Here is a 21,044-nt window from a genome sequence, read left to right as displayed (position 1 = left end):
TCACCAGTAGCGTGATAGCGGCATGATGGTTTGTATTTGATTGGCGTTCAATAAGGAGTAGCTATGCATCCACAATCCCCGCAAGACTCAAGCGCGAGCGCAATTGACGCGCCCACCACTGTCCGCCCTGTCGCGGAGATGCCCAATCCTTATGCCAAAGCGCGCAGCACACCTATGCCGCCGCTACGCTTCGATGCCGAGCTTATCCAGACCTACAATACCGCCGCGCCGCGCTACACCTCTTACCCCACCGCGCTGGAGCTGGCGCCGATTGAAGACTTGCTTGAGGCAGATATTTTGCAGCAGCGCGAAGCACACACGCCGCTGTCACTGTATTTTCATATCCCGTTTTGTCGTCACCTATGCTACTACTGTGCGTGCAATAAAATCATCACTAAGAAGAACAGCGACTCAGGCGACTATCTTAACTACCTGCTCAAAGAAATCGAATACAAAAGACGCCTGCTAAAAGCGCCAAACGATGCGGACAAACCTGTGGTCAAGCAGCTGCATTTGGGCGGCGGTACGCCAACGTTTTTAAGCGATGCTGAAATGGTCAAACTGTGGAACTATTTGCAGACGCAGTTTGAGTTTGTTGACGATAAGGAAGGCGATTATTCTATTGAGATTGACCCGCGCGAGCTGGGCGCGCAGACCTTAGCGACCTTGCGCCGTTTGGGCTTTAACCGCATCAGCCTTGGTGTGCAAGACCTCGCCGATGAGGTACAAATCGCGGTCAATCGTGTGCACGATGCCGAGCAAATTGAAAGTATAATCAAAGAAGCGCGCAACTTGGGCTTTCGCTCTATTAATATTGACCTGATTTATGGCTTGCCCAAGCAAACGCCCGCCTCAATGCAGCGGACGATTGCGCGTATTATTGAGATGTCGCCCGACCGCCTGTCGGTGTTTAACTACGCGCACTTGCCTGAGCGTTTTAAGGCACAAAAGCAAATCAAAGATGCCGACCTGCCCAGCCCCAGCGACAAGCTCACCATCCTTGGCAACACCATTGACCAGCTCGGCGCGGCGGGCTATCAGTACATTGGTATCGACCATTTTGCCAAGCCTGATGACAGTCTAGCGGTCGCGCAGCGGGCGGGCAAACTGCACCGCAACTTTCAGGGCTATACCTTGATGGGTGATTGTGATTTGATTGGTTTTGGTGTCTCGGCAATCAGCCAAATCAGTACCGCACGCAACCGCTATATATTACAAAACGCGACCGATTTACAAGACTATCAGCAGCATATTGATGCGCTATCAGGCGTGCGGATGCCCGCTGTCAAAGCGATTAAAACCTCAATCCAAGACCGTCTGCGTGAGTACGTGATTATGAATTTGCTGTGTCATGACTATATTGATTTTGAAGACGTGAATCAAAAATTTGGTATTGATGCGGTGACGTTCTTTTTGGATGAAATCCAGCAGCTCGGCGCGATGCAGCGTGAAAAACTCGTAGATATGGACGCGGCGGGCATTCGTATTTTGCCAAAAGGTCGCCTGCTGGCGCGCAATATCGCTATGGTGTTTGATACCTACATGCAGCAAAAATACCCTGAGCGTTTTTCTAAAGCCATTTAAATCGACATAAAAAAAAGACCCATAGCGGGTCTTTTTTTATAGCATACATTTAGCCTTTAAACTTATCACCGACCATGCCTTTGACGGTGTTTAAAATATCGGCGGGTATGACTACAGTTTTGGCATTGTCCGACTCTGCCAGCTCGCGGATGGCTTTGATGTACTGCTCGCCCAGTAAATAAATAATCGGCATTTCTTCTTCACCCATCGCGTTACTGATGAGGCGAATCGACTCTTCTGAACCTTTTGCCAACACCACTTGCGCTTCGGCATCACGGCGTGAGGCCTCTAGGCGACCATCGGCTTCCAAGATTGCTGCTTGTTTTTGACCGTCGGCACGCGTCACAATCGCACGGCGTTGACGCTCTGCCGCCGCCTGCTCTTCCATCGCCATTTGCATGGTGTCAGACGGATTAATATCTTGGATTTCGACCGTTTTTAGCGTAATACCCCAGTCGGAAATATCTTCAGAAATAGCATGTTTAAGCTGGGCTTTGATTTGGTCACGGCTTGAGAGCGCATCATCTAGATCCATTTCACCGATAATCGAGCGCAAAGAGGTCTGCACCAAGTTGCGAATACCGTGCGCGTAATCTTCAATACCGTACACCGCTTTATCAGGACGTACGATATTAATATAAGCGACGGCGTTGGCAATGATGACCACGTTGTCACGCGTGATGACTTCTTGCGACGGAATGTCGAGCACGATGTCTTTGGTCGTGACCTTATAGGCAATTCTATCAATAAAAGGAATGATTAACGTTAGGCCAGGCTCTAAGGTCTGATGATATTTACCAAGGCGCTGGACAATCCATTTATAGCCTTGCGGTACAATGCGTACGCTTTTAAATACAGTAAAGGCAACCAGCGCCACCAATACCAGTAGTACGATACTGCCGCCACTCAGGCTGTTTAGTATACTGTTCATAATGCTCTCCTTATGCTATTGCCCTCTACAATACGGCAAAGACTCAGTGTCTAATAGAAGACTTTTAGAAGACTTTTTTGCGTGACTACTGGTTTTTAGTATCATTTATCTACAAACTTTTTTTTGAGGCGTGTGCGGTCTAGGCTGGGCTTGTTTAAGTGGAGTTTGCGCTTATTAGGTTTGGGTATTTTAGGGTTAATATCAGGTGTACTTGGCATTGCAGGCGCTTCAACTTGCTTGGTTAACGGTGTTTGCGTTGTGGCAGAAACGGTTAGCTCATTGCCATTCACTGCCATTACCACTACCCGATCACCGATTTGGACACTACCCTCATTAACGCGGCAAAGCCATTCGTCAGCGCCTAAAATAGGTACACTAAAACGCACACGACCCAAATGATTTGCTGTGGGTTTGACCACAAGCATACCTGTTTCACCGATAATTTCGTTATGCCCTAACGCGGTTCTGCTTTGATTGATCGATAATGGCTTGGCATATTTCACCCAAGCAAACATGAATAAAACTGAAAGCGTCAGCCAAATAATCACTTGTAGTAATAAAGAAATAGGCAACAGCCAAGACAGCGCCGCAACGATAACGGCTGCGGCACCAAACCAAATGCTTGCAAATGTAGGAATAAATATCTCTGCAATCATCAGCAAAAAGCCAAGTACCAGCCAATGCCACGGTTCAATCATATAAAGCAAGTCCATAAGTGCCCGCCTTTTTTATAAGTTATTGATTTAATATAGCATATTTTATTTCAAAGCATTTAAGGTACATGACGAGAATACGGTTTGTTTATTGTATTTTCACCCATAAAAATAGCAGGCATAAAAAAAGCGACCACATAATGTGATCGCTTCTTTATCTATGCTTTTACTATATAATTCTAAAATTAGAACTTTAAATTAGCGCCAACAGTCATTAGCTTAGTATCTGCGTCGCTGTCCATCATAGAATATTCAGCTTCAACGCCGAAATTTGGATTGACATTATAACCAAGGCCTATACCACCAGCAATACCAGTATCACTCACTGAATCGCGATTACCGTTATCAAAATCTGCTTCTAGTTCTGTTTTAGCGATACCAAGTTTGCCTTTTGCGTATGCATTGGTATTTGGGAAGGCATAGCGGTAAGTACCATACGCGCCATAAGTTTTGGTATCATAATCACCGCCAGCATCTAGGTCAGCATCATCTGAACCGACGTATTCTGCTTCCATACCAAAATTTGGATCAAAGTTATAGCCTGCAACCACACCATACGCGGTTGGGTCATCGCCACTGACATCATTATCAAACTGACCGATTTTTGCGCCCACATATGGCTGACCAGTGTAGCCGTTACCATAAGAGACGGCCGCTTGTGCACCTACAGTCATCAATGAACCAGCAGTTAGGGCAAGTAATGTTTTTTGTAGCGTTTTCATCGTCATCTCCTTAAAATCAAATTGGACAGGCAAGTCATGTTGTATGAAACTTTCTTCGTATCGCCTTACCTGCTAACGATGAATACATAGTAACAAATCATGTCAGATATACTGTCAATGTTTGATGGTATGCAGGTTAACTTTTGCAAGAATTCATTAGGCGCAAGTTACAAAGGCTAAGATATGAAATCTTTTGTTACAAGCAGCCGTTTTGTGCAATAATTCCTCAATTATTGTATAAATAATAGCCAAAATAAACGCTATTTTTAATTAAAGGAGCGTTGGTCGTGCATGAACGCAACCAAGAAAAGCTGCAAGCCGCGTTAAAAACACTGCAAAAAGAACAGCAGTACCGCACGCTGCCTTGTTTACATCAACAAGGTCGGCACGTCTTGAGTCAAGGACGTCCGCTGTTAAACATTGCCAGTAATGATTATTTAGGCTTGGGTATGGATAGTGCCTTACAGCGTGAGTTTTTTTGTCATTTACAACAGCAGGATATGTTGCCGAAGATGAGCTCGACCTCGTCACGGCTATTGACAGGCAATGACAATGAGCTGATGGCGTTAGAGTCGGAGCTTGGCGTTTGGTATGCCGCCGCCGCAACCGATGGCAAATCCGCGCTGGTTTTTAACAGCGGCTATCATGCCAATATTGGTATCTTACCTGCCTTAACTGCGCTGCCTGTACCAACGCTGATTTTGGCGGACAAATTGGTACATGCCAGCATCATTGATGGTATTCGCCTGTGCCAAAACCGTGCGTCCCATTATCGCCGCTACCGACACAATGACGACACGCATTTGGCACAGCTTATCGCGCAAGCGGGCGACGATGTTGAACGCATCATTATCGTTACCGAAAGCATCTTTAGTATGGATGGCGACCGCGCGCATCTAGACGCACTGGTAGCGCTTAAGCGCAATGATAACCGCATCGAGCTGTATATCGATGAGGCGCATGCCGTCGGCGTGTTGGGTGAGACAGGACTGGGTCTGGCAGAAGAAACGCACACCTTAGCCGAGATTGATTATTTAGTCGGCACATTTGGTAAGGCATTTGCCTCAGTCGGCGCTTATATTTTTTGTAGTGATGACAATAAGGCATGGCTGATTAATCAAATGCGCTCACTGATATTTAGCACTGCGCTGCCGCCGATCAATCATGCATGGACGCGCTTTATTTTGGCAAAAATGCCCAAATTGCAAGATAAGCGCGCGCACTTAGCCGATATCAGCCAAATGCTCAGCCAAGCCATTCCGCCTGAGTATCAAGTAATGTCTCCACCGCCTAAGGCGTATCAGTCGCCCATCATCGCCTATGTCACTGGTGATAATGCCGCTGCTGTTGCAAAAGCCAAAGCGCTGCAGGACGCGGGGTTTTATGCGTTGCCCATTCGGCCGCCGACCGTACCCAAGAATACCGCTCGCATTCGCCTTGTAATGAATGCAGCCATCCGCAAGGATGATTGTCAGCACCTTATCGCTCAGTTGTAACGACCATAAGGACACCCTATGTGCCCCTCCTCAACGACGCTCAGTAGTCGCAAGCAGCGTATCGCGCAGCACTTTGCCCACGCCACACACTATGAGCAGCACGCGCGTATTCAGCAGCAGGTGTGCCAGCAGTTATTAACGCGCATCATGGATACTACCCCAGCACAAGTGCTCGAAGTAGGCGCAGGTAGTGGGCAGCTCACGCGCCTGTTAAAGACGCAACTGACAACGCAAGCATGGCACATCAATGAGTTGACCGAAGCGGCGCGTCCAACGCTACGCGAGCTGCTACCTGATGCCACGCTGTATATTGGCGATGCCGAGACGATGGACTTGAGCGCTGATTACGACCTTATCATCAGTGCCAATGCCATTCAGTGGTTTGATAACCCACTATCATTTGTCACGCAATCGGCAGCGCAGTTAAACACAGGCGGGCAGCTGCTGTTTAGCACCTTTACGCCCAATAACTTTCTACAAATAAAAACCTTACTCGGTCAAGGGCTACATTACCCAAGCATTTTAGAATGGCAACAAACGCTTAATGATGCTGGCTTAACGGACATTGAGCTGCACACCGAGCGTTTTGAGCTGCATTTTGACAGCCCTTATGCGGTGCTTAAGCACATGAAGCTGACGGGCGTGTCGACCAACACCCCTGATGCGCCATTTGTGTGGAATAAGGCGCGTCTTGCTCGGTTTATAGAAGATTATTGGGCAGCGTTTGGGCAACAGAATACGGCGAATAACGATTGTGTACCCTTGACGTACGAGGTGCTGATCATTAGCGCAAAAAAACCTTGACCCTATGAGCCACACGCCTTTAACCGTTTTTTAAAACCTATCTGTCTCAAACACGCATAAAAAAACGCACCTCGAAAGGTGCGTTTTTTGTCTGACGTAATAAGTGCTAAGGCTTATTTTTTGTCATCGTTGACTTCAGTAAACTCAGCGTCTACCACGTCGTCATCAGCTTTGGCATTGTCTGCGTTGTCCGCGCCTTGTTGGAACTGGCTTGGGTCAACACCTTCAGCGCCTGCACCTGAATCGGCGTAGATTTTTTGGCTGATTGGCAAGAAGGCATTGTCTAGCGCTTCTAGCTTGGCTTTGATGTCGTCAGCATCATCTTCTTTCGTTGCCGTTTCTAGCTCACTAATTGCCGTCTCAACGCTTTGCTTTTCATCGTCAGTAACTTTGTCGCCTGCGTCTTTAAGCGCTTTTTGTACCGCGTGGATACGACCGTCTGCTTCGTTACGCGCTTGCGCAAGATTTGCAAATTTTTCGTCTTCTGCCGCGTTGGCTTCTGCGTCACGTACCATTTGCTCGATTTCGTCATCTGACAAGCCTGAGTCTGCTTTGATCTGGATACTTTGCGCTTTACCCGTACCTTTGTCAGTCGCTGAGATGTTCATGATACCATCAGCGTTGATGTCAAAGGTCACTTCGATTTGTGGCATGCCACGTGGTGCTGGTGGAATGTCGGTCAAGTCAAAGTTGCCAAGCAGTTTGTTTTGGCTAGCCATTTTACGCTCGCCTTGGTAAACCTTGATGGTTACCGCAGGCTGGTTGTCTTCAGCGGTTGAAAATACCTGTGATTTCTTGGTAGGAATCATGGTGTTCTTCTCAATGATTGGCGTCAACACACCGCCCATAGTTTCAATACCTAGGGTCAATGGAGTCACGTCAAGCAGTAGTACGTCGGTCTTGTCGCCAGACAATACCGCGCCTTGAATCGCTGCACCAGCGGCGACCGCTTCGTCAGGGTTCACGTCTTTACGTGGCTCTTTGCCAAAGATGTCTTCGACTTTCTTTTGCACGAGTGGCATACGTGTCTGACCACCAACCAAGATAACGTCGTCGATTTCGCTTGGGCTTAGACCTGCGTCTTGCAAAGCAATTTTGCAAGGCTCAACCGTGCGCTGTACCAACTCTTCAGTCAGGCTTTCAAGCTTTGAGCGGCTGATAGTGATGACCAAGTGCTTAGGACCACTGCTGTCTGCAGTGATGTAAGGTAGGTTCACTTCCGTGCTCTGCGCGCTTGATAGCTCAATTTTTGCCTTTTCAGCGGCTTCTTTTAGACGCTGCATAGCCAATGAGTCACCTTTTAGGTTGACGTCTTGCTCTTTTTTGAATTCGCTAACAAGGTAGTCGATGAGCGCTGAGTCAAAGTCTTCACCACCTAGGAACGTGTCACCGTTGGTCGCCAGTACTTCAAACTGCTGCTCACCATCAACGTCTGCAATCTCAATGATTGATACGTCAAAAGTACCACCACCCAAGTCATATACCGCGATCGTACGGTCGCCTTGCTTTTTGTCCATGCCATAGGCAAGGGCAGCGGCGGTTGGTTCGTTGATGATACGTTTTACGTCTAGACCTGCGATTTTACCCGCATCTTTGGTCGCTTGACGCTGTGAATCGTTAAAGTACGCAGGTACGGTAATAACGGCTTCAGTTACTGATTCGCCTAGATAGTCTTCGGCCGTCTTTTTCATCTTTTTCAAGATTTCAGCAGATACCTGTGGTGGCGCAAGTTTTTTGCCATTGACTTCAACCCACGCATCGCCGTTGTCGGCTTTAGCGATTTTGTATGGCACCATGCCGATGTCTTTTTGTACTACTTTGTCATCAAAACGACGACCAATCAGACGCTTAATGGCAAACAAGGTGTTGTTTGGGTTGGTTACTGCTTGACGCTTGGCTGACTGACCGACCAAGGTTTCGTCGTCTTTATAAGCAACGATTGATGGCGTTGTGCGTGCGCCTTCAGCGTTTTCGATGACCTTGACTTTGTCGCCTTCCATTACGGCAACACATGAGTTGGTTGTACCAAGGTCAATACCAATCACTTTACCCATAATCAATTACTCCTAATAAATATTATGTTTACATTCAATATATGTCGTGCCAGTCGCTGCCACCAGTCGCTAGGAATTACCATCATTCAATGACAGTGGAGTGCGTTTTTTTATTGGCATCTTTTGACCGTCCGCGGTCACTTGTTGCTTTATATCGGTTGTGGGGGAAGTTTTTTCAAGGCAATACCCCCACAAAAAATCGCTTTTGTGTGAATATTTGTGAATATCCTTACCTTTTTTAAGGATTATTCCGATTCACACAATGGCTTTTGCTTATTGACCCACTTGTACCAATGCTGGGCGCAGTAGGCGACCGTTTAGGCTATAGCCTTTTTGTAGCACTGTGCCGACGGTGTCCGCTGCAGCATTGGGGTCAATGCCGACCGCTTCATGAAATTCAGCGTTAAAGGCTTCACCTTGTGGGTCAACGACTTCGATGCCGTTTTTGTTTAACACGTTGAGTAGCGCTTTGTGGGTCAAGCGGACGCCTTCGGTCACCGCGTCGTCCTCACCTGCACTGTCAATAGCACGCTCTAGGTTGTCCACCACTTCTAACAGCTCTTTGGCAAATTTTTGCAAAGCAAACTTTTTGCTCTTATCGGCTTCTTGCTCCATGCGCTTTTGTGCGTTATAGGCTTCAGCATTGGCGCGAGCAGTATGCTCTTTGGCTTGCTTGACTTCGCCTTCTAGCTCCGCAATACGCGCTTCAAAAGCTTGCAAGTCCACGTCGTTTTTGACCGTTTCAAATTCGCCATTGTTTGACTGTGGGTCAAATTCTTCAATCGCTTCTTCTAATACCGTATGCTCCCGCTCGATATTGCTGTGCGTTGGCTGTGGGTCTTTATTATCAAACTCGTGATTTGGGGTCTGCTCGCTCATGGTAGCTCCTTGTGATTTCTTATAATAACGATGACACTCAAAAAAATAGGTCATAGGGTAGTGATGACCTGTGCTTTATAGCATCTTTATCAAATAACGGGTGCCTGTCCACCGTCGATTGGTGAATCAAGCGGACTTGCTGTTTGATAAAGGTAACGGAGGTGAATTTCAAGCCCCCAGCGCTATAAATTTTGTGCACAAACCCATGCCGACCATACAACTGGCTGCAAAAACCCTACTATGATTGTGTTTTTACACGTATCTTACTTGGTAATCCCTTACAAAAATTGTTGATATTATTGAGTTTATTATCTTAAGCTGTGTTGTATCTTCTGTACATTTAGTTAATGATAAAAAACAGGACAAAGTGTCAGATTTACGGATGAGCTGTCTATCGCTGGCTTTTAAGTTTTGTTAAGGTTAGTTATTTAATATAGATGCCATACTGGTGCAACGATACCAGCTATGGCAGTATTTATAGGTCATATGCTGCACTTTTGCATTATGATAGTTGTCGTAAACTCTTAAGAAAACGGATGGTTAAATACTATAAATAGGAGGCAGCTATGCCACAAACCAGTTATCAAGCCACCATTAGTGACCGCGAACTCGCTGATAAGATTACTAAAGAAGGCAGTGAAGTACAGGGCGTCAAATGGATTAATATTAACCCTGATAATGGCACGATTGTAGTCACCCACAGTGAGGACTATGACGAAGCGGCCTTCAAGTCCATTGCAGGCTTGTAGCGGCGCCTGTATGTTCTAAAGCCGCTATCAGTAAACCAAACCACTCATCTGAGTGGTTTTTTTGTGGCAATGGCGGGCAGTAATTTTGGGGCAGCTTTTGACATGGGCAATACAGACTGCTGTACCCACTCGGGCGCGGTCGCTTCTAAACGCTTGGCAAGCGCTGGCAAATGCTGCGTGGGTACCGCTGGGAACAAATGATGCTCCATATGATACAACAGATTAAAGGTAAGTAAGTTAGCAAGTGGATGGCGCTCACTGCGCGCGTAGATGGTCTCATCGCAATCGTGATGTACGCTCCATACCGCAAAGAATCCTACCAAGGTATTGGCAAGCAGCATAACAAGCACGTGATACACCAGCACCGCTGGCGACCACAAAAGCGCAGCAGCAAAAATACTGAGGATAATCAGCATATCAAACGCGACCTGCCTACGCGCACGTTTGCTGCCATGCGTCAGCCCATACCACTGAATGCGTACCGAAAAAACCCCGCCGCCAATAATCGCCTTGTACCACGGCAAACGCGCCCAGTTGCCCTCCACATCACTTGTGCCTAATGGGTCGCGGTGGTGGTTGAGATGGGTCTTTTTAATAGCGTGCGTGCTGCATAGCATGGTGCTGGTCAGCGCATATAGCATAAAGTCATTGAATCTGCGCCCAACGCCTAAGGTGCTGTGATAGGCGTCGTGCGCTTGACGAAGAGCGGCAGTAAAAAATAAAAACGAGCCAGCCAGTGCAGGTAGCCACCAGCCGTAATAAGCACACCACCATGACAACAGTAAGAACGGCAACGGTAAGAGCAAGTTGTATAGGATTTCAAGGGGGCTTTGCTGGCACAAGTCTCGCCAAACGATGTGGGATAATGACGGATGACGCATGGTATTCTCCTTAATTATTTATTTATCTTCCATAATTTCTGTAATTACAGAAATAAATGATTAAAATAATGCCAATGTTGCCTTGATAGGTACGCTTAAAAGGAATGACTTATGCCCAATAGGGGCGCAGTAAATAATCCCTACCGCGCCATTATTAACGGATGATTCATTAATTTTACGCTGTGGCTGTGTAGTGCTACCCCGCTATTAACGCTTTTTTTGCTGGCGTAAGGCTTCGGCGAGGGTCGGCTGCACAAACGTATAACCGCTATCCTCTAGTGCTTTAGGTAGCACCTTTTGTCCATCGACCAGTAACGTTGCCATCTCACCGAACATGACCTTGAGTAGCGGACGTGGCAAGGTAAATAGGGTCGGACGATGCAGCCAATGCCCAACGGCTTTGGTAAATACCGCATTACTCACAGGATTGGGCGCGGTAAAGTTATAAATCGTCACCTTGGGTGTATCGATCGCAGCACTCGTCGCCTTTGCCAACTGCTGCTCTAATACAAATATCAATGCAGACACCCAGTCATCACGGCTAATCCAGCTCATAATCTGTGTGCCATCACCAAGCTGACCACCCAGCCCCATTTTGAACGGTGTCAACAACTTACCAAGCATACCGCCGCTTGGGTGAATGACCACGCCTGTGCGTATCAGCGCCACAGGGACACCAAATTCAGTCGCTTTTGCTGCCAGCTGCTCCCACGCCGCGCACAAACGGTGGGCAAAGTCGTCTTCAAAGCCGCTGTCTTCGGTCAATGGCCTATCCCCTTGCGTGCCATACCAGCCGATGGCTGAACCACTGATGACGCACTTGGGCTTATGTTCACTACGTTCGATAAAGTTAAGTAGCGCCTGTGTCGGCTTGATACGGCTGTCCATCAGCTGCTGTTTGCGCTCATCGCTCCAGCGCTTATCGGCAATGCCCGCGCCTGCCAAATTGATGACCACATCAAACGCGGTATCGGTATCTTTGAGCGCGTCATAAGACATCAAGGTGACCTCATGCAAGTGCGCCTGCTGGGTATCACGTGTCAGCCACGTGATGTCGATAGGACTGTTTTTTGTTTGGTAATGCGCCAAAAGCTGCTTGCTTAGTGCGGTGCCTAAAAATCCTGAACCCCCGCTGATTAATACCTTCATCGCTTCACTCCTTTTATATTCTTTCTTACTGATTTTCTTTTATTTTTACAGGGTTTGATGCTGGTGACTGTTTTGGTTTTGTTCTTAGCTACGGGTTCTATGTATGTGTTTAGCGCAGCAATTCACGAATATTTTTGCCCGTTTTGAGTACTTTTTTTAGGATACTGGTCGGCAGTTTGAGCATTTCATTTGACCATGTGGTGATGGTGTCAATAAAGATAAGTGTGTCTTTGACGCGTGCGCGTACCTCGGGACGCTCTGCGGCAAAGTCAGGACTGTCCACCAACTGCTGTAAAAAGGTGACGGTCGGTGCAAGCTCGCGGCGTTGGCGCTCTATGACAATGGTGCGCGCCAGCCCCCAAACATCCAGCTCGGTGGTAAAGTGGTCGCGGCGGTCGCCTAAGAGTGAGACCTTTTGTACCAAGCCCCAATGCTGCAGTTCTTTAATGCTGGTCGAGACGTTAGAGCGTGCCACGCCTAAAGTCTCAACGATTTCCTCGGCGTGCATCGGTCTGCCTGTGATGTATAACAAGGCGTGAATCTGTGACATGGTGCGATTGACGCCCCAGCGCGAGCCCATCTCGCCCCAATGTAAAATAAACTGCTCGGTAATGGGGCTAAGCTTCATAAGGCATGTCCTATACATACAAATAGAGTGTTGGTTTTAGCTTGCCGCACTCTTTTATTTCTGTCAATACAGAAACTACTAAAATAAGTTAAGGTTAAGAAAGGCCAACACCGTCATTTTAGCAGCCGTATTGTTTTGGCTAGGGCGTGTTCCTATTTTAAAAATGGTGATAAAAATGAGATAAATCGCAGGCAAACAAGGAAAATAGCGCAGGTAATATCAAGATATTGGCCAGCTATTTGACACCGTTTGCCAAAGATTTAGCCATTTTTAGCCCATTTAGTCCTAAACGCTTGAATTAGGGACACCCCCTAGTATCGTGAAAGGTAAAATGGGTTAAGCATAAAACGCTTACGGGGCGCTTAGCGGATAATCGCGCCTGTAAGGGCCTTACGAATCTGGCTGGGCAGCTCATATCCTAAGGTTTCGCCTTGCAAATAACGCACCTGTGCGCTGTAGTCACTGTCTGCAAAATAAGCATAGGCATCGTCTAGAGTCTTGGCGGGCGGCAAGCTCGCGGGGTTGCAGCTGGTAGATACCAAAAAGCCATAAGGGTTGTGCTCACTAACCAGTGCTGCGCACAGTGCCTTGATAAGTGGATGGTCAATCACGCGTACCGCCACGCTGTCATGCTGGCCTGTGACCCAGTTAGGAATAGCGACAGGCAGTGCCTCCGTGATAGGCAGTAGCCATGTGTTGGCTTGGCGTTTGGCTGCGCCTGTTTGCGGCTGCCAACTGGCGCTGATGGTGGCGCGCTGCTCGGGGGGTAGGCTGGCAAGTAGTGGCGCAATACGCTCAATAGCATCGGTGACCAGTATCATGCCTTTGGCTTTTGGGCGCTGTTTAATCGCAAGCACGGTCTCGACAGCATCTTCGTTAAAGGGGTCGCAGCCAATGCCCCAGACGCTCTCAGTCGGATAAGCGAGCAGATGCCCTGTGCGTAGCCACGTTACGGCGGTCTGTACATCGTTAATCATGTAAAAAGACGGCTTCGATACTTGTTGTACGCTCATGCTACCCACCCGTTTTTCTTTCTTTTTTTATTAATACCAGTCCAAAGGCGGCTACGCCCTGTTTTTACTTAGCATTGTGAGTACGTACTATAATGGATTTGCACCAAAAAACCTATGCAGAAAAGTTTACACGCGGCTGTAGCGTCCGCCTTGGGTCTGAATCGTCCCCAATAACTCTAATTCCATCAGCTGTCCAATAAGCACAGGCGGTGCAAGCTCGGTCGCGATAACCAGCGCGTCCAAATCCTGACCATGCCAATCAATATGCGCATAAACTTGGGTTAGGTGCTCAGGCACACTAGCGGCAGGTGGGTTGCTGCTGGCAGGTTCGCTACGGGTTGGTAATGCAGTATCTTTCGGCGCATTGTTTGGCTGTTGAGACGGACTGGTAGTACAGGATGCAGCAAAGTCGCTAAATGGTCGCGGCGCACTGTATTTCATGTCCTCAATGACTTGCTGCGGATGATAGATGAGTGTTGCGCCCTCGCGTATCAGATGGTGGCAGCCTTCGGCATTAGGATTGTCAATATGGCTGGGAACCGCAAAAACTTGCTTGCCTTGTTCGTTACACAAGCGCGCGGTAATCAGCGAGCCACTATTGCAGGTGGCCTCGGTGACGATGGTAACTTGTGACAACCCTGCGACGATACGATTGCGGCGCGGAAAGGTGTGCTTATTCGGCGGCATGTCGGGCAACAGCTCGCTGATGACCACCCCGCCCGCCTCAATGATTTGCTTGACCAAATGCTCATGATGGTTGGGATAGCAGACATTAATACCTGTGCCCATCACGCCAATCGTGCGCCCTTGATGAGAGGCTTCTGTTTGCGCCAGCGCGCCTAAGTGCGCGCGAATGTCCACACCCACTGCCAAACCACTGGTAATCACGTAGCCTGCCTGCGCCAAATACTGCGCCATATCAAAGGTGGTCTTTTGCGCGTGCGTGGTTGGCTTGCGACTGCCGACGATAGCAATTTGCGGCTCGTTTAAGCGCTCGATATTGCCTTTATAAAACAGTAGTGGTGGTGGGTCGTATAGCTGCTTTAGCGATTCAGGATACGCCGCATCATCAATAAATAAGAGCTGATACTGCCCTTTATCCAGCGCATCTTGAACGCTATCGACAAAGGCATCGCCATCCGCATCTTGATGCCGTTTTACGTGCGTGCTATGGATACGCAGCTGTTGCCACGCCTGACTGCTCGCTTGCAATGCCGCCTCAGCATTACCAAAATGCGTGACTAGCTTATAATAAGCATTTAGCGAAGTATTCACGCGCTGCCACAGTGACACCATAGCGCGCTTGGAAACAGACAGGTGGACAGATTTAGATGATACTGACATAACCGTTTACTGCCTTATAAATAAGGCGGTGGTAGCAGCCTATCACCCGTGTTGAGCGGCAACTCGGAGCTTAAAACATAAGCATAGCTGATCTCATCAAAGGTATTAAATACCATCACCATACCCGCAGGCTCATCAGGCAGACGTACTGGACTGTCATTATCATAGACATCGCGCACCAATGGGCCTTTGCGGTACACAGTCAAGACATCGCCTGGTTTTGCACCTTGCGCTTTACCCAAGTTAATCGCTACCACGCTGCCGCGTGCGGCCGAACTGATAGAGTCCATAACACGCACAATCAAACCACCACGCGTGACATTGGCAGGGACGGGGTAAAAGACTGGCGGAATCGAATTGTCTAGCTCTACAAACACGCGATCGCCTTCGCGCACTTCTTTATCATAGGTGTCGGTCAGTTGAATGCTGCTCACGCCATTACTCGCCACCGAAGTCACCAAACCTGTCGCCACCTGTGTGACTTCTAAACCGATTAACTGCTGGGTAGTAGGGTCGATATAAGGCTCGCCCTTACGATAGATACCGTAGCGCTGTCCGACCAATAGAGGCACGCCTTTAGCATAGATTTTATCACCGCGTGCGGTAATGAGGTTGCGGTTTTTGGAAGCGAGGACGTACGGTGTGGTGTCAAAGTCTTTTGGGTTCACAATGATGGTTTTGTCCAGCCAATGCTGAATGGCTGACCATGGAATCGGTGGAATGCTGTTGGCAGTCGAGGTCACAGTGACCGCTGCGACTGGCGCAGTACCTAAGACTTGTTTTTCTACGCCTGCGCAGCCTTCGCCTGTATCAACGCCAACGAGTGTCTTGCCTTGAATCACACACAAAATCAGTATGTCATTTGGATAAATCAGATTGGGATTTTTGATTTGTTTATTGGTTGCCCAAATCTCTTTCCAGCGCCATGGGCTGTCCAAATAGCGGCCTGAGATGTCCCATAAGGTATCGCCCTTTTTAACAATATAGCGGTTTGGGGCATCGGCTTTGATGGTCGGTGCAGGGTTGTTAGCATGCGCCGCTGACATCAGCAAGGCGCTACCAAAAACGCCCATCGCAACAGATTTTGCCATACGGCTGAGACTTGTTTTCATGGTCATATCCATCATTAGTGAACAGTACAGTAGCGATAGCAAACAATAAGAATGCCGCTCGGTAGGCGGCAAAGGACAGCAGCCTTGCTATCTAAAATAAAGCTACCATAGCACAATATTAAACAACTTTTTACATTAGAGTAACTTAAATTTGCAGCAATCGTTAGGCTTTTTTGCAAAATAAAATCGGTACTTAATACGCTATGCGGTTTATTAGGTTTTGCTTTTCTTTATGGATAGCTTAAAAACATATTTGCAAAATCTTAAACCAAAAAAAAGCACTGTTTCACATGAAACAGTGCTTTAAAAACGAAGACAATGTGAGCGTGTATCAGCAATTACGCCGCCGTATTGGCACTCACATGCTGGCGAATTTGTTCTGCGACCAGATTAGCATCGTTGTCTAACACCGTCACGTGCTGCGCCAAGTCTTCTAGACCTTCGGTGTGTGCAGGGCGCGCAATCTCAATCTGCCCGACTGCCTCATTAATGGTCTCGGCAAATTTGGCTGGCAACGCAGTTTCCGCGCATACGATGACTTCACCTGCTTGCTGCAATTCTTTTGCTACCTTGATGCCGTCTGCGGTGTGCGGGTCAACCAAGTCTTGATGGGTGTCATACAAGTCTTTGATGGTCGCTAAGCGATCTTCATGTGTGGACTTGCCTGCCGCAAAGCCGTATTGGTCATTAATAGCGCTCATGACGTCACTTAAATCAAAGCCTTGACCTTGTTTCACGCCATCAAACAGCTCATGTACGCGCGCGGTGTCTTTTTCGAGCAGCAAGTAGACAAAACGCTCAAAGTTCGAGGCTTTTGAGATGTCCATAGACGGGCTTGAGGTCACATAAGTGTTATCAGCAGCGCGCGGCTGGTATTTGCCTTGATTAAAAAAGTCATTTAGTACGTCATTTTCATTGGTGGCGACAATCAAGCGACCAATGGGCAGGCCCATTTCGCGAGCGATGTGCCCTGCACAAATATTGCCGAAGTTGCCTGACGGCACGCTAAAGCTGACCTTGTCATCATTGCTATTGGTGACCGCAAAATACGCCTTAAAGTAATAGACGATTTGCGCCAAGATGCGTCCCCAGTTAATCGAGTTGACGGTGCCCAAATCGTATTGCGCTTTAAACTCGGCATCTTGCTGCAAGGCTTTGACGATGTCTTGGCAATCATCAAACATGCCTTTGATGGCAATGTTATGAATATTGGCATCGGTCAAGCTGTACATTTGCGCACGCTGAAAGGCACTCATTTTGCCGTGTGGCGAGAGCATAAAGACTTCGATATTGTCTTTGCCGCGTAGCGCGTATTCTGCCGCGCTGCCTGTATCGCCACTGGTCGCGCCGATGATGGTGATGCGTTTGTTTTTTTGCTTGAGCACGTATTCAAAGGCATTGCCCAAAAACTGCATGGCCACGTCTTTAAATGCCAAGGTCGGACCGTTTGACAGCTCAAGTACGTACAGATTGTCGTCAAGCTTACGCACTGGCGTGATGTCCGCGCTGCCAAAGGTCTTAGTATTATACGTGCGCTGAATAATATCTTCTAGGTCGGCCGCTGGAATGTCGGTGGCAAACTTTGACATAATCGCCAGTGCCAGCTCAGAATAGCTGAGGCTGCGCCATTCACTCAAGGTCGCATCGTCAATCTGCGGATAGGTTTCAGGCAGCATCAGACCGCCATCAGGCGCAAGCCCCATCAACAAAACGTCGCTAAAGTCCATGGGCGCAGTTTGACCACGGGTACTGATATATTTCATGGTGTGTCCTATCGGGTAATTAACTTCATTGTTTTAGGGCGTGTCTGTATTCAAAACGCGTGATAAACGTGCTCCTAAGATAGCAATCTATAGGCGCAATGCCAATACACACTTGCGAATATGCTGCTTTTATTGCTGTCTATCGTAGCGCGCTTGGATTAGCTTTTAACCTTCTGCAATAACGCATAATAAAAGCCATCGCCGCCGTCATTATCGAGTGGTAAGCACTGGCGACCGATGGCCTGCTCAATACCCCAGTTGCAATCCTCATTAAAGTCAATGGCGCGGGCGTCGCTATGCGTGCTTAAAAAGTGCTGCATTTGCTCGACGTTTTCTTGTTTCAAGATAGAGCACGTCACATACAACAAGTAGCCGCCTGCGTTCAGCTGTGACCATAAGTTGTCCAAGATTTTTGCCTGTAGCGCGACGGTTTGCGCAACATCACTTTCTTGTCTGAGCAGGCCAATATCAGGATGACGACGGATGACGCCCGTCGCGGTGCAAGGCGCATCTAATAAAATCGCATCAAAACTTGGCTTGGCGGCTTGCCATGTGGTGGCATCGGCGCAAATGACATCAATCTTTGGCGTTACAGCGCTTGTATTTTGCTGCACAAGGCGCGCCAGATTGTCTTCGATACGGCCAAGACGATTGGCTTCATTATCAATCGCGGTCAGTAAAATCTCATCTACATTTACTGCAGCATTTTCTTGTTTCACGTGAAACGCCTTGCCACTTTGCAGCAAGTTTGCCCAGTGTGCCAGTTTACCACCAGGGGCGGCGCAAGCATCGAGCAGACGAATGGGCGCGCTTGGGACGTTTTGCGCCAATGCTTGTTGTAAAATTGGTGCAGCAAGCTGGGCGTGTGCATCTTGGACACTCACTGCGCCACTCTCAAAATCAGGCAGTTCACTGATAGCGACCGATTGCTGTAGGCGCAAGGCGGTGACTTCGAGTGCGGTTTCTGTAGCAGCGGTAGCGGTACGTAAAGTGACAGGCGCGCTGTCAATCTCAGCGTCTGTAAGCGCAGCATGATAGCTGTCAGTATCCGTCACTGCAGTATTAACGCGCAAAAATATCGGCGCACTCTGACGCAGCGCTTGGGTCAAGGCGTCATACTCAGGCTGCCAGTCTTGCTTGAGCTGCTGCGCCAGCCAATTAGGTAGGCTGTGGTTTTTATTACACTTTTTACGAAATTTATTGGGATTTTTGGCGACTTTACGCAAAATGGCATTGGTTAAGGCAGAGGCGCGCGCGTAGTCGATTTCTTTGACCGCTTCGACGGTTTCATTAATCGCGGCATGATCAGCGACTTCTAGGTACAACAACTGCGTGATGCCCAGCTGAATACTGGCACGGACAGGCATCTCGTCAATCGGCTTGTCTGATAGGCTGTCCACGAGGCGCGCAGTAGCGTGCCACTGGCGCAACGTGGTCAATAGTAGCGCATGCGCAAAGCTTCTGTCCACATCAGGCAGGCGCGACAATAACGGGTCAAGCAAGCTGGCCAAGGAGTGCCCTGCGTGAATCATGAGTAACGTGCGCAGTACGCGCGCGCGTACACTGCCCTTTTGAATACTGCTGATGCTAAGTGCAGGCTGGGTCGAAACAGAAGAAGATTTCATTAAGTAAGGTTTCCTTGACGCCTCTCACAGCATCATATAAAAAAGTTATGGTGCAGACATGGCGAACACATCACCGTCATCAAGTTTGTTACCGTGGCACAGCTGCTCAGCGCTCATCGGCTTACTGCCTGCAAACTGCATCTGGGTAATGGCAAGGGTGGTGTTTATCTTATTGCTAGATTCATCGTCATGACTTGCGTCGCTGCTTGCCTCATCAGCGCCGCACGCCACTAAAATCGCTTTGCGACCAACGCTAATCACCGTGCCTGCGGGTAAGTCGGTCATTTGGCTATCATTAACAGGCAGAGTTGCCAATATTTTGACACGCGCGCCGTCTAAAAAGGTATAGGTGCCTGGCCACGGCGTTAGTCCGCGGATTTGCCGCTCAATCACTGCCGCAGGCTGCGTCCAGTCAATCTCGCCTTCGGTTTTAACCAGCTTATCAGCGTAATTGGCTTGGCTATCGTCTTGGGCTGCGGCTTGGTTTTGATAGCTTGGCAAATCGGCAAGTACGGTCGTAATGGCATCTGCGCCCTGCTCGGCGAGCTTGTCATGCAAACTTTGAGCGGTGTCATCAGTCGCAATCGGGCAGTAGGTTTTGTAGAGCATATCACCTGTATCCAGCCCCTTATCCATCTGCATGATAGTGATGCCCGTCTCGCTATCGCCCGCCAGTAACGCGCGATGAATCGGTGCCGCCCCTCGCCAGCGCGGCAGTAAGGAAGCATGAATATTAAGGCAACCGTAACGTGGGGTGTTTAGCACTTCAAGGGGCAAAATGAGTCCGTAAGCGGCGACCACCATGATATCAGGCGCATACTTGCGTAAGGTTGCGCGCGCTTGCTGCCCGTCTTCTGTAGATTTTTTAAAGGTTAAGGGCTGCTCGACGGCGATATTGTGCTCAAGCGCTACCGCTTTGACCGCTGATGGCGTGAGTTTTTGTCCACGACCCGCCTTTCTGTCAGGCTGGGTATACACCGCCACAATCTCAATATTCAACGCGCTTTGCTGCTCAACAAGTGCTTGCAAACTTTGCGCGGCAAATTCAGGCGTACCTGCAAACACCACGCGCAGCGGCTGCGATGATTTTGTATCGGTTAAAGAAGCAGTTACATCAGTCATAAAGCAGGTCACACCATGATAGGAGCTAAAACTATAGCAGTCTAAAAAACACGTAAAAAGAGCGCTTTATTATAAGGAAGTTTAAGGCGATGTGCCATGTTAGACCATTAACAACAATAATGACTGCTGTCATCTGCTGCACAGGTCACAAAATTTAGGATAAGATAACAGACATTAGAGAATTTGCAGCGGACAAGGGTCTTTGTCGCTCATCTGCTGCGCTTTAGCGAAAGTTTTGTATTAGGGCGTGTTGAACATTCGACCATGGCACTGACAGTGACTATTTTTTAGGCGATTCGAGGTTAAAAATAATAAGTTTAGTCATTCTAAACGCTTATTTTTAACGATGAAGCGGCAAAAAAGAGTCCTGTCCCTGCGGGCTGATGCTAAAATTGCCCCATACTGCGTTGCAAATCTCGCTAAGGCATCTGCATTATCGTCGCTTTGCGCCTTGTCTGGAACAATTTTAGCGATC

18 protein-coding genes are annotated in these 21,044 nt (G+C 48.3%); 4 read left to right on the top strand and 14 right to left on the bottom strand.

Translation table 11 applies throughout. The features are described 5' to 3' along the window. The first annotated feature begins 138 nt into the window (after positions 1-138). A complete protein-coding gene (gene hemN, locus JIE71_RS07325; RefSeq protein ID WP_228284585.1) occupies positions 139-1,584 on the top strand; it encodes an oxygen-independent coproporphyrinogen III oxidase in 1,446 nt (481 codons plus the stop codon). Between the two features lie 49 nt (positions 1,585-1,633). Here the strand turns inward: hemN and JIE71_RS07320 are convergent, their stop codons facing one another. From JIE71_RS07320 to JIE71_RS07310, 3 genes are all read right to left on the bottom strand, one after another. Continuing rightward, a complete protein-coding gene (locus JIE71_RS07320) occupies positions 1,634-2,515 on the bottom strand; it encodes an SPFH domain-containing protein (protein WP_416232021.1) in 882 nt (293 codons plus the stop codon). A gap of 101 nt (positions 2,516-2,616) precedes the next feature. Continuing rightward, positions 2,617-3,228 (bottom strand): NfeD family protein, encoded by a 612-nt coding sequence (locus tag JIE71_RS07315; RefSeq protein WP_323126919.1) that lies wholly within the window; start codon positions 3,226-3,228, stop codon positions 2,617-2,619. Between the two features lie 185 nt (positions 3,229-3,413). Then, positions 3,414-3,950: a porin family protein gene (locus JIE71_RS07310; RefSeq protein WP_199508079.1), complete on the bottom strand. Its 537-nt coding sequence runs from the start codon at positions 3,948-3,950 to the stop codon at positions 3,414-3,416. Positions 3,951-4,237: 287 nt separating this feature from the next. Between JIE71_RS07310 and JIE71_RS07305 the strand changes: the two genes are divergently transcribed. Beyond that, positions 4,238-5,446 carry an 8-amino-7-oxononanoate synthase gene (locus JIE71_RS07305; protein ID WP_199508078.1) on the top strand — a complete coding sequence of 403 codons (1,209 nt, stop codon included), beginning with the start codon at positions 4,238-4,240 and terminating at the stop codon, positions 5,444-5,446. Positions 5,447-5,464: 18 nt separating this feature from the next. Continuing rightward, positions 5,465-6,250: a methyltransferase domain-containing protein gene (locus JIE71_RS07300; protein WP_199508077.1), complete on the top strand. Its 786-nt coding sequence runs from the start codon at positions 5,465-5,467 to the stop codon at positions 6,248-6,250. A gap of 113 nt (positions 6,251-6,363) precedes the next feature. Here JIE71_RS07300 and dnaK read toward each other — a convergent pair whose 3' ends face one another. Together dnaK and grpE are read right to left on the bottom strand one after the other, a co-directional pair. Continuing rightward, the gene (dnaK, locus tag JIE71_RS07295; protein ID WP_199508076.1) at positions 6,364-8,304 is read right to left on the bottom strand and encodes a molecular chaperone DnaK; all 1,941 of its coding nucleotides are present in this window, start codon (positions 8,302-8,304) and stop codon (positions 6,364-6,366) included. A 273-nt stretch (positions 8,305-8,577) separates the two neighbouring features. Beyond that, entirely contained in the window at positions 8,578-9,183 is a 606-nt protein-coding gene (grpE, locus tag JIE71_RS07290) for a nucleotide exchange factor GrpE (protein WP_199508075.1), read from the bottom strand. Between the two features lie 566 nt (positions 9,184-9,749). On the opposite strand from grpE, the gene JIE71_RS07285 reads away from it, so the two are divergent. After that, positions 9,750-9,932: a hypothetical protein gene (locus JIE71_RS07285; RefSeq protein ID WP_199508074.1), complete on the top strand. Its 183-nt coding sequence runs from the start codon at positions 9,750-9,752 to the stop codon at positions 9,930-9,932. A gap of 44 nt (positions 9,933-9,976) precedes the next feature. Here JIE71_RS07285 and JIE71_RS07280 read toward each other — a convergent pair whose 3' ends face one another. The 9 genes from JIE71_RS07280 to fmt form a co-directional block, all read right to left on the bottom strand. After that, positions 9,977-10,813, bottom strand: a complete 837-nt coding sequence (locus JIE71_RS07280) for a fatty acid desaturase family protein (protein WP_199508073.1) — start codon at positions 10,811-10,813, stop codon at positions 9,977-9,979. A gap of 207 nt (positions 10,814-11,020) precedes the next feature. Then, positions 11,021-11,962 (bottom strand): TIGR01777 family oxidoreductase, encoded by a 942-nt coding sequence (locus JIE71_RS07275; RefSeq protein ID WP_199508072.1) that lies wholly within the window; start codon positions 11,960-11,962, stop codon positions 11,021-11,023. Between the two features lie 109 nt (positions 11,963-12,071). Beyond that, a complete protein-coding gene (locus JIE71_RS07270) occupies positions 12,072-12,590 on the bottom strand; it encodes a GbsR/MarR family transcriptional regulator (protein WP_199508071.1) in 519 nt (172 codons plus the stop codon). Between the two features lie 362 nt (positions 12,591-12,952). Beyond that, positions 12,953-13,603: a Sua5/YciO/YrdC/YwlC family protein gene (locus JIE71_RS07265; RefSeq protein WP_199508070.1), complete on the bottom strand. Its 651-nt coding sequence runs from the start codon at positions 13,601-13,603 to the stop codon at positions 12,953-12,955. 126 nt (positions 13,604-13,729) lie between these two features. After that, positions 13,730-14,947, bottom strand: coding sequence for a DNA-processing protein DprA (gene dprA, locus JIE71_RS07260; protein ID WP_199508069.1), 1,218 nt, complete (start codon positions 14,945-14,947; stop codon positions 13,730-13,732). A 14-nt stretch (positions 14,948-14,961) separates the two neighbouring features. After that, the gene (locus tag JIE71_RS07255; RefSeq protein ID WP_199508068.1) at positions 14,962-16,059 is read right to left on the bottom strand and encodes a LysM peptidoglycan-binding domain-containing protein; all 1,098 of its coding nucleotides are present in this window, start codon (positions 16,057-16,059) and stop codon (positions 14,962-14,964) included. A 338-nt stretch (positions 16,060-16,397) separates the two neighbouring features. Then, positions 16,398-17,822 (bottom strand): threonine synthase, encoded by a 1,425-nt coding sequence (gene thrC / locus JIE71_RS07250; RefSeq protein ID WP_199508067.1) that lies wholly within the window; start codon positions 17,820-17,822, stop codon positions 16,398-16,400. A 158-nt stretch (positions 17,823-17,980) separates the two neighbouring features. Next, positions 17,981-19,447 carry a transcription antitermination factor NusB gene (locus tag JIE71_RS07245; protein WP_199508066.1) on the bottom strand — a complete coding sequence of 489 codons (1,467 nt, stop codon included), beginning with the start codon at positions 19,445-19,447 and terminating at the stop codon, positions 17,981-17,983. Positions 19,448-19,492: 45 nt separating this feature from the next. Beyond that, entirely contained in the window at positions 19,493-20,569 is a 1,077-nt protein-coding gene (gene fmt, locus JIE71_RS07240; RefSeq protein WP_199508065.1) for a methionyl-tRNA formyltransferase, read from the bottom strand. Positions 20,570-21,044 lie beyond the last annotated feature (475 nt).

Origin of the sequence: Psychrobacter sp. bablab_jr014 (genome assembly GCF_016464015.1) — a bacterium.
Taxonomy (GTDB): domain Bacteria; phylum Pseudomonadota; class Gammaproteobacteria; order Pseudomonadales; family Moraxellaceae; genus Psychrobacter.
The sequence above is the reverse complement of the archived record's forward strand: the minus strand, read 5'-3'. Positions and strand labels throughout refer to the sequence as shown.